At 71.9% G+C, this 9,483-nt stretch carries 7 protein-coding genes; all 7 read left to right on the plus strand.

The window, feature by feature from the left end; genetic code table 11:
• Nucleotide 1 precedes the first annotated feature (1 nt).
• A complete protein-coding gene (locus AOK17_RS06905; protein ID WP_055611427.1) occupies nucleotides 2–1,267 on the plus strand; it encodes a 6-phospho-beta-glucosidase in 1,266 nt (421 codons plus the stop codon).
• A complete protein-coding gene (locus tag AOK17_RS06910; RefSeq protein WP_055611428.1) occupies nucleotides 1,258–2,232 on the plus strand; it encodes an N-acetylglucosamine kinase in 975 nt (324 codons plus the stop codon). Before AOK17_RS06905 ends, AOK17_RS06910 begins: the two co-directional genes overlap by 10 nt.
• 227 nt (nucleotides 2,233–2,459) lie before the next feature.
• Nucleotides 2,460–3,917: a hypothetical protein gene (locus AOK17_RS06915; RefSeq protein WP_425424598.1), complete on the plus strand. Its 1,458-nt coding sequence runs from the start codon at nucleotides 2,460–2,462 to the stop codon at nucleotides 3,915–3,917.
• A gap of 14 nt (nucleotides 3,918–3,931) precedes the next feature.
• Nucleotides 3,932–4,942 (plus strand): glutamate ABC transporter substrate-binding protein, encoded by a 1,011-nt coding sequence (locus AOK17_RS06920; RefSeq protein ID WP_055611435.1) that lies wholly within the window; start codon nucleotides 3,932–3,934, stop codon nucleotides 4,940–4,942.
• A gap of 96 nt (nucleotides 4,943–5,038) precedes the next feature.
• On the plus strand, nucleotides 5,039–6,361 hold the full coding sequence (locus AOK17_RS06925; RefSeq protein ID WP_055611430.1) for a hypothetical protein: 1,323 nt from the start codon (nucleotides 5,039–5,041) through the stop codon (nucleotides 6,359–6,361).
• Entirely contained in the window at nucleotides 6,358–9,114 is a 2,757-nt protein-coding gene (locus tag AOK17_RS06930) for a serine/threonine-protein kinase (RefSeq protein ID WP_206190695.1), read from the plus strand. The genes AOK17_RS06925 and AOK17_RS06930 overlap by 4 nt, the downstream gene beginning before the upstream one ends.
• A partial coding sequence (locus AOK17_RS06935; RefSeq protein WP_206190696.1) for a zinc ribbon domain-containing protein occupies nucleotides 9,115–9,483 on the plus strand: 369 nt, incomplete at its 3' end.

Here is a 9,483-nt window from a genome sequence, read left to right on the forward strand (position 1 = left end):
CATGAAACTCGCAGTAGTGGGCGGGGGCTCCACCTACACCCCTGAACTCATCGACGGATTCGCGAGGCTGAGGGACACCCTGCCCATAGAGGAGCTGGTGCTCGTCGACCCCGCTCTCGACCGGCTGGAGCTCATCGGCGGCCTGGCGCGGCGCATCTTCGCCAAGCAGGGGCACCCCGGGCGCGTCACCACGACCGACGATCTCGACGCGGGTGTCGAGGGCGCCGACGCGGTGCTGCTCCAGCTCCGCGTCGGCGGACAGGCAGCCCGCAACGAGGACGAGACGTGGCCGCTGGAGTGCGGCTGCGTCGGCCAGGAGACGACCGGCGCCGGCGGCCTCGCCAAGGCGCTGCGTACGGTCCCGGTGGTGCTCGACATCGCCGAGCGCGTACGGCGTGCCAACCCGGACGCCTGGATCATCGACTTCACCAACCCCGTCGGCATCGTGACCCGCGCCCTGCTCCAGGCCGGTCACAAGGCGGTGGGACTGTGCAACGTGGCGATCGGATTCCAGCGGAAGTTCGCCGGAATGCTGGGGGTCACCCCCGCCGATGTGCACCTGGACCATGTGGGCCTCAACCACCTCACCTGGGAGACCGGTGTGCGGTTGGGCGGCCCCGAGGGCGAGAACGTCCTGCCCAAGCTGCTCGCCGAGCACGGCGACACCCTCGCCGACACCTTGCGCCTGCCGCGCGACATCCTCGACCGGCTGGGCGTCGTCCCGTCCTACTACCTGCGCTACTTCTACGCGCACGACGAGGTCGTACGAGAACTGGGTACGAAGCCGTCGCGGGCCGCGGAAGTGGCGGAGATGGAGCGGGAGTTGCTGAAGATGTACGGCGACCCGGAGCTCGACGAGAAGCCGGCGCTGCTCGCCAAGAGGGGCGGGGCCTACTACTCCGAGGCGGCCGTGGGCCTCGCCGCGTCGCTGCTCGGCGGGGGCGGGAGCACGTACCAGGTGGTGAACACGTACAACCGCGGGACGCTGCCGTTCCTGCCGGACGACGCCGTGATCGAGGTGCAGGCCTCGGTCGGGCACGCGGGGGCGACCCCGCTGCCGGTGGCCCCGGTGGACCCGCTGTACGCGGGGCTGATGGCCAACGTCACCGCCTACGAGGACCTGGCCCTGGAGGCCGCGCTGCGCGGGGGACGCGAGCGGGTGTTCCGGGCGCTGCTCGCGCATCCGCTGGTGGGCCAGTACGCGTACGCCGAGGGCCTCACGGACCGGCTGATCGCGCACAACCGGGAGCACCTCGCGTGGGCGTGACCGCACGGGTCCTCGCCGTCGACGCGGGGAACAGCAAGACCGACGTCGCGGTCGTGGCGGACGACGGGAGCGTGCTCGCCACGGCGCGCGCCGGCGGGTTCCGGCCGCCCGTCGTCGGCATCCGGGAGGCGGTCGACACGGTCGCGGACGCCGTCGGCCGGGCCTTCGCCGCGGCGGGCGTCGACTCCGTGAACCATGTCTCGGCGTGTCTGGCCAACGCCGATCTGCCCGTGGAGGAGGAGCAGTTGGCCGCCGCGCTGCACGCGCGCGGGTGGGGCACGACGGTGGAGGTCCGCAACGACACCTTCGCGATCCTGCGGGCCGGTGTGGAGGAGCCGCGCGGGGTGGCCGTGGTGTGCGGCGCGGGCATCAACTGCGTGGGCATGCGGCCCGACGGCCGGGTCGCCCGCTTCCCCGCCCTGGGACGCATCTCCGGTGACTGGGGCGGCGGATGGGGCCTGGCCGAGGAGGCCCTGTGGCACGGGGCGCGGGCCGAGGACGGGCGGGGCGGTCCCACCGCGCTGACCCGCACCCTGCCCGCGCACTTCGGCCTCGACTCCATGTACGCGCTGATCGAGGCCCTGCACCTGGAACACATCGAGCACGCGCGGCGCCACGAGTTGACGCCGGTCCTGTTCGCCACGGCGACGGACGGCGACCCGGTGGCCCGCGCGCTCGTCGACCGGCTCGCGGACGAGGTCACGGCCATGTCGGTCGTCGCCCTGACCCGTCTCGACCTGCTCGACGAGGAGACGCCGGTCCTGCTCGGCGGGGGCGTCCTGGCCGCCCGCCACCCCCAACTCGACGACCGGATAAGGGAACTGCTGGCCGAGCGCGCCCCCAAGGCCGTACCCAGCGTCGTCACCGCCCGGCCGGTCCTCGGCTCCGCCCTCCTCGGACTCGACCACGAGGGGGCCCCGGCCCTGGCGCACGCCCGCGTGCGGGAGTTTTACGAGAGGGTCTGAGCGCGCCGGGAACCGAACAGTTCGGGTTGGCGTATTCATGGGCAGGGGTGGTACGGGATCTTCGCCGTGCTGCGATCCGGACAAGGCCTTGCTGCAATCGGAACAAGATCGCGGCAAGGCCTGTGCGGATGTCAGTCCCGGCGGCGATACTTGCGGCCGTGTACCTCTGCCCGCGCTTCCTGGCGCCCGGGCGGAGGTGACCGGCCTATGACCATGGGGGAGGTCGAGTGACATATCAGCAGAAGGGCGGTGCGGCGCCACCGGGGGCGCCCGCACCCACGATGCCCGCGGTGCCTCCGCAGGCGCCGCCGCCCGGGCCGCAGGTCCGCTCCGCCGTGCCCGACACCGGGCCTCCCCGCCGTACGGCGTGGGCCGAGGGCGTCGACCAGCTGCGTGCCGCGGCCACCACCGAGCCCGGGCGGCTGCGCATCATCGGCGCGGTGCTCGCCCTCCTCGTCGTCGCGTTCGGGGCGGTCACCGCCTGGGAGATGACGGACCGTTCGGCCGCCGCGGACGACGTGCTGCACAGCAGCCAGCCGCTGAGCGCCGACGCTGCGGAGATCTACCGCTCCCTCGCCGACGCCAACACGGCCGCGTCCAGCGGCTTCCTCGCGGGCGGCCAGGAGACGAAGGCGTCCCGCGACCTCTACGAGAAGGACATCAACAACGCGGCGGAGAAGCTGGTCACCGCGGCGGCCAACTCGGAACCCGGCTCCGCCTCCGAGAAGACCATCACCAAGCTGAACAGGATGCTGCCCGAGTACAAGGGCCTTGTGGAGCGCGCCCGGGCCAACAACCGCCAGGGCTTCCCCCTCGGCGGCGCCTACCTCCGGTACGCGAACTCGAAGATGCAGGTGATGCTCGAAGACGCCGAGCATCTCTACACGGTGGAGAACCAGCGCCTGCGCGCCGACTACGACGACGCGACGCCCTACCCGTGGATCGCGATCGGCGCCGGAGTCCTCGCCATCGGCGGCCTCGCCTGGGCCCAGCACCGCAACTACCGCCGTACGAACCGTGTGCTGAACCACGGCCTGGTCGCCGCCACGGCCGCCTCCACGGTCGTCCTGCTGTGGCTGGTCGTCGGCCACAGCGTCGCCCGCTCCGGCCTCAACGACTCGTACGACAACGCGGTCCGCTCGCTGAACACGCTCAACGACGCCCGGATCGCCTCGCTCAAGGCCCGGGGCAACGAGAACCTCACGCTGGTCGCCCGCGGCGCGGAGACCAGGACAGAGGGCACTGGCGCGAACAAGAAGACGCTGGACGTCTTCGACGAGGACTACGAGACGCAGATGAAGGCCCTCACCACGAAGCTGGCCGCCGCCGAGGGCCTCGCCGACGACAGCGCGGGCATGAAGCCGGTCAAGGCCGCGACGGCGAACATGAAGGTCTGGAAGGAACGGCACAAGGAAGCCCGCACGCAGGACAACCTGGGCAACTACCAGGGCGCGCTGGACCGGGTGATCGGCTCCAACGACAAGAAGCCGACGGGCGAGTGCTTCGAGAACGTCGACACGGCCCTGGCCACGGCGATCAAGCACGAGGAGACCGAGTTCAAGCAGGCCGCCGGAGACGGCCGGGGCGCGATGAACGGCCTGGTGGTGGGCGCCGCGGTGCTCGCGGTGCTGGCCGCGGCCGGCGCGGTGCTCGGCATCGGGCGCAGGCTGTCGGAGTACCGGTGAGAGGGGGCATGACGATGAACGCACGGCGTTTGCGGACCAGTCTGAGGGGCTGGGGCGGGGTGGGTGCGATGGCGGTCGTCTGCGCCCTGGCGGCGGTGTTCGCCCTGCTGCTGCCGGTCTCCCAGAGCCGCGAGGACGGCGGCACGGGCGCCGACGGCCAAGGTGTGGCCCAGGGCTCGCAGGCCAAGGCCGAGAAGTGCCCGGACCCCCAGAACCAGAGCCTGTCGCCGGACTCCGGCCCCCAGGACGGCGTCAACGTCCAGCGGATCAAGGAGAAGGGCTTTCTGACGGTCGGCGTCGACCAGAACAGCTACCGCTTCGGCTACCGCGACCCGAACAGCACGTCGAAGAAGGCCCAGTTGGAGGGCTTCGACATCGACCTGGTGCACGCGATCGCGGACGAGATCCTCGGCGAGAAGGACGCCGAGGTCCACTTCCAGGCCATCCCGACCAGCGAGCGCATCCCGGCGATCCAGCGCGGCGATGTCGACATGGTGGTGCGCACCATGACGATCAACTGCGACCGGCTGGAACTCGTGGCGTTCTCGTCCCCCTACTTCGAGACCGGCCAGCAGGTGCTCGCCCCGAAGAAGTCGGACATCAAGGGATACGACGAGACGCTCGCGGGCCAGCGGATCTGCTCGGCGTCGGGCTCGATCGCCCTCGACAAACTGAAAGCTGACCTGGGGAGCGTCATCCCCAAGTCCGCCGACATCAGCACCGTCGTGCCGAACCAACTCGACTGCCTGGTGCGGCTGCAGCTCGGTGAGGTCGACGCCGTGGTGACCGACGGCGCGCTCGCAGCGAGCCAAGCCGCGCAGGACCCCACGGTCGAGCTCAAGGGCGAGCCGTTCACGGACGAGTACTACGGCGTGGCGATGAAGAAGGGCGCAACCGATCTGATACGCCGGGTCAACCAGATCCTGGTGGACTACCGCAAGGCCGACTGGCAGAAGTCGTACGACACCTGGCTCGCCGGGACGCTCGGCAAGGGCGACGGGCCGCCCCCGGTCCAGTACAAGTAGCGGGAATGTTCCAGTAGTTCCTGACGAACAGTTCTTCAGGAACAGCTCTTCACAAATAGTTCTTCACGCAGTTCTTCACGAAGCGAGGGGTGATCGATGGGCGTCACGGGACCCTCCGGGCCGGTGATGGACCGGGACGAGGTGGACCGTGCGCTGGCGCGGCTCGGCGCGGAGCACGAGGCCATCGAGACCTCGCTCCTCGCCCTGCAGGACCACGCGGGCCGCAGACTCCTCGAAGGCGCCGAGCTCACTGGTACGACCAAAGAGCGCTGGGGGGCCGCCGAGGCGTCGATCTCCCTGCTGTGGGCGTACTTCGACGCGTACGCCGACGCGCTGCGCTCCGCGCGGGAGATCCGCTCGCGCAGACGCTGGTCGAACCGCGAGGACCTCGTGGAGCTCACCGAGCTGCTGCGCGGCGAGAGCGTCACGGTCGCCGGCAGCGCGTCCGCCACGGCCGCCGCGCCCACGATGGCGGGCACGGGCAAGCTCAGCGAGCGCTTCTCGCTCGCCGAACTCGTGGAGCGCATGAACGAGTTGTACGCGACCTCGCTGGACATGGTCGTGACGGCCGACGCCGTGTGGTCGGCGCTGCCCGCCCGGATCGATTTACTGGCCGCGGAGTTGCAGCGCACCCGCCAGCTCGCGCACTCCGTGGGCGTACGGCCCGGTGAGCACCCCTCGGGCGACGACCTGGAGCGGATCACGCGCACGCTGACCGTGCTGCGCGAGCGGGTGGTGTCCGATCCGCTGGACTTCTGGCTGCCCGCGCAGGGCAGTTCGGCGCCCGGCGGCGGCCGTCCCGACACCACGCGCTACGACCGCGAGGCGCGCGCCCTGGAGGAGGTGCGCCGCGAGATCGACGCCGTGCTCACCGTCCGGCAGGACGCGGAGGCGCGGCTGCTGCGGCTGCGGGACGTGCTGAGCCGCGCGGACCGCACGCTCGCCGAGGCGCGCAGCGCCCGTGGCGAGGTCCTCGCGAAGATCGCCGCGTCCGAGGTGCCCGCGGTGAGCGGCCCGCCGACCGCGCTGCAGGAACAGCTGGCGACGGCCGCCGAGTACCGCAGGCACGCCCAGTGGCACCGCCTCTCGCCGCTCCTGGAGTCCCTGGAGGCGAAGGCCGACGACGAACTGCTGCGCGCCCGCGAGTCGTTGACCGCGGTCACCGCGCCGCTCGCGGTCCGCGCGGAGCTGCGCGGCCGTCTCGACGCGTACAAGGCGAAGGTCGCCCGGCACGGCTTCGCCGAGGACCCGCTGCTGGTGGAGCGGTACGACGCGGCGCGCCGCATGCTGTGGAGCGCGCCCTGCGACCTGCGTGTGGCGGAACAGGCTGTGCTGCGCTACCAGCACGCGGCGGCCGAAGTGCTGGTGCCCAGGGTCCCCGGGCACGGCGGACCACAGGACCGGAGGGGGGAATCGTGAGTCAGCAGAACGTCAACACCGAAGCGAGTGGGCAGAGTTCGCAGGATCCGTGTCAGCGGCCCGGCTGCTCGGGGTCGTACGAGGACGTGGGCGGCGGCGAGCTGTACTGCGACACCTGCGGTCTGGCCCCGGTCGTCTCGTCGAGCGGCATGGTGGGCTCCCCGCCGACCGGGATCACCGGGGGCGGCAGGAGCGGTTCGCGGGGTTCGGGCAGCGCCAGTTCGCGCTCCAGCTCCCGCGCCTCCTCACGTGCCTCGTCGCGGTCGTCCCAGTCGCGGCGCTCGGTGTCGGGCCGTCTCTCGCGCTCGGTGTCGGGCCGCACCACGGGCCGTTCGGTGTCGGTGCGCAGTTCCGGCTCGACCGCCGGGTCCTCGGGGCGCGGCCGGCTCGGCGTCGGCCTGGTGCAGGTTCCGGACGTGCCGCGGCCCGACCCGCGCGTGATGATCCAGGAGAACCCCGAGGTCCCCGAGCGCAAGCGGTTCTGCTCGCGCTCCGACTGCGGTGCGCCGGTGGGGCGTTCGCGCGGCGAGCGGTCCGGCCGTACGGAGGGTTTCTGCACCAAGTGCGGCCACCCGTACTCGTTCGTGCCGAAGCTGCAGACCGGTGACATCGTGCACGGCCAGTACGAGGTCGTGGGCTGCCTCGCGCACGGCGGGCTCGGCTGGGTGTATCTCGCCGTCGACCGCGCGGTGTCCGACCGCTGGGTGGTCCTCAAGGGCCTCCTCGACACGGGCGACCAGGACGCGATGGAGGCCGCGATCTCCGAGCGCCGCTTCCTCGCCGAGATCGAGCACTCCAACATCGTGCGGATCTACAACTTCGTGGAGCACCTCGACCAGCGGACGGGTTCGCTGGACGGGTACATCGTCATGGAGTACGTGGGCGGCAAGTCCCTCAAGGAGATCGCCAACGGCCGCCGCACGGCGACCGGCAAGCGCGATCCGCTGCCGGTGGAGCAGGCCTGCGCGTACGGCATCGAGGCGCTTGAGGCCCTCGGCCATCTGCACAGCCGCAACCTCCTGTACTGCGACTTCAAGGTCGACAACGCGATACAGACCGAGGATCAGCTCAAGCTGATCGACATGGGCGCGGTGCGCAGGATGGACGACGACGAGTCGGCCATCTACGGCACGGTCGGCTACCAGGCCCCGGAGGTCGCCGACGTCGGCCCGTCGGTCGCCTCGGACCTGTACACGGTCGCCCGCACGCTGGCGGTCCTGACCTTCGACTTCCAGGGCTACACGAACGTCTTCGTGGACTCCCTGCCCGACCCCGACAACATCGAGGTCTTCCGCACGTACGAGTCCTTCTACCGGCTCCTCGTGCGCGCCACCGACCCCGACCCGGCCCGCCGGTTCGCCTCCGCGCAGGAGATGGCCGAGCAGCTCACGGGTGTGCTGCGCGAGGTCGTCTCCGTGCAGACGGGACGCGCCCGGCCCTCGCTGTCCACCCTGTTCGGACCCGAACTGAAGGTCACGGACACGGAGTTGTTCGGCTCACTGGCCGGCGACGTGTCGCGGCTGGGCGTGCGGATCGATCCCGTACGGGGCAAGAAGGGCGCGCCCGCGCTGACGGCCGGAGCGAGCAGAACGAACGGCACGAACGGCACGAACGGGGCGACGGCGGCGAGCCGGACCGCCGGGCCGAACGGCACGCCGTTCCTCCCGCCGCCCTCCGCCGCCGCACAGGCCGCCCTCATCAAGCCGCTGAACACCGCCGGCGCGGCCCTCGCGCTGCCGGTGCCGCGGGTGGACCCGGACGACCCGAACGCCGGGTTCCTGGCCGGGCTGATGACGTCCGCACCGGCCGAGCTGATCACCGCGCTGCAGGCGGCGCCCACCGGCTCCCTGGAGCTGTGGCTGCGCGAGCTGCGGGCGCGCCTGGAGATGGGCGAGCTCGACCAGGCGACCAGGACGCTCGAAGCCCTGGAGGCGGACCATCCCGACGACTGGCGGGTGGTCTGGTACCGGGGTGTGGCGGCGCTCGCGACCGGCGACCACGAGATCGCGGCGGTGTCCTTCGACGCGATCTACGACGCGTTCCCGGGCGAGCCCGCGCCCAAGCTGGCCCTCGGCGTGTGCGCGGAGGTCCTCGGGCAGCTGGACAACGCCGCCGAGTACTACCGCCTGGTGTGGACCACCGACCCCAGCTATGTGAGCACCGCGTTCGGCCTGGCCCGCGTCCAGCTCGCGGCGGGCGACCGCCGTGGCTCCGTACGGACGCTGGAGTCGGTGCCGGAGGCGTCGATCCACTACACGGCGGCCCGGGTGGCCGCCGTCCGGGCCCGGCTGCGCCAGCGGCTGGCCGAGACCGCGCCGCCTCCACCGGGCCCACCGGCTCTGGGTACGTCCGGTACGGCGGTGCCCGCCGCGGGCGTGCCCGGTACGGGGGTTCCCGGTCCTGGGCTGTCCGGTGCGGGAGTTCCCGACGCCCCGTTCCTGGACGACCTGACCTCGGCCGCGGCCCAGGTCGAGGCGCTGGACGGGTACGGTCTGGACGCCGTGCGCCGCGAGCAGTTGTCCACAGAGGTCCTTGGTTGCGCCCTGGACTGGGTACTCTCCGGTAGCCAGGGTTCCGCCCCGCCGAGCACTGGGGCGCGGACCGTACTGCTCGGCAGCGACCTGGACGAGCGGGGCCTGCGCTTCGGTCTGGAGCGCTCGTACCGGACACTGGCCCGGCTCGCCCAGCGTGGCGAGGAGAGGATCGATCTGGTGGAGCGCGCCAACCGCTACCGCCCCCGGACGTGGGTGTAATTGATGTCGCAGATGCCTCAACTGGCCGCCTGCCCCAGCTGCGAGGAGCCGCTGGAGTCGGGGGACCGTTTCTGCGGTGCGTGCGGGTACGACCTCACCGCCGTACCCGCACCACCGGACGACAACCCCACGGTCGCCGTCAACGGCGCGGCGCCCCGGCCTCCTTCGGCCGCGGCGTCCGTGGACTGGCCGGTCGCCCCGGAGGTGGACACGGCGGACACACCCGCGCCCGTGGTCCTGCCGACGGACATCGACGGCCGCGAGTCGGCCGGTTCCGACAGCCCGGGGGTTCGGTTCGACCGGCCCGCGCAGCCGTCGTCGCCCCCCGCCGCACCGCCGCTGCCGCCGTCCCCCGCACCTGCGCCGCAG

It is taken from the genome of Streptomyces phaeochromogenes (assembly GCF_001418655.1).
Lineage (GTDB): Bacteria > Actinomycetota > Actinomycetes > Streptomycetales > Streptomycetaceae > Streptomyces > Streptomyces phaeochromogenes.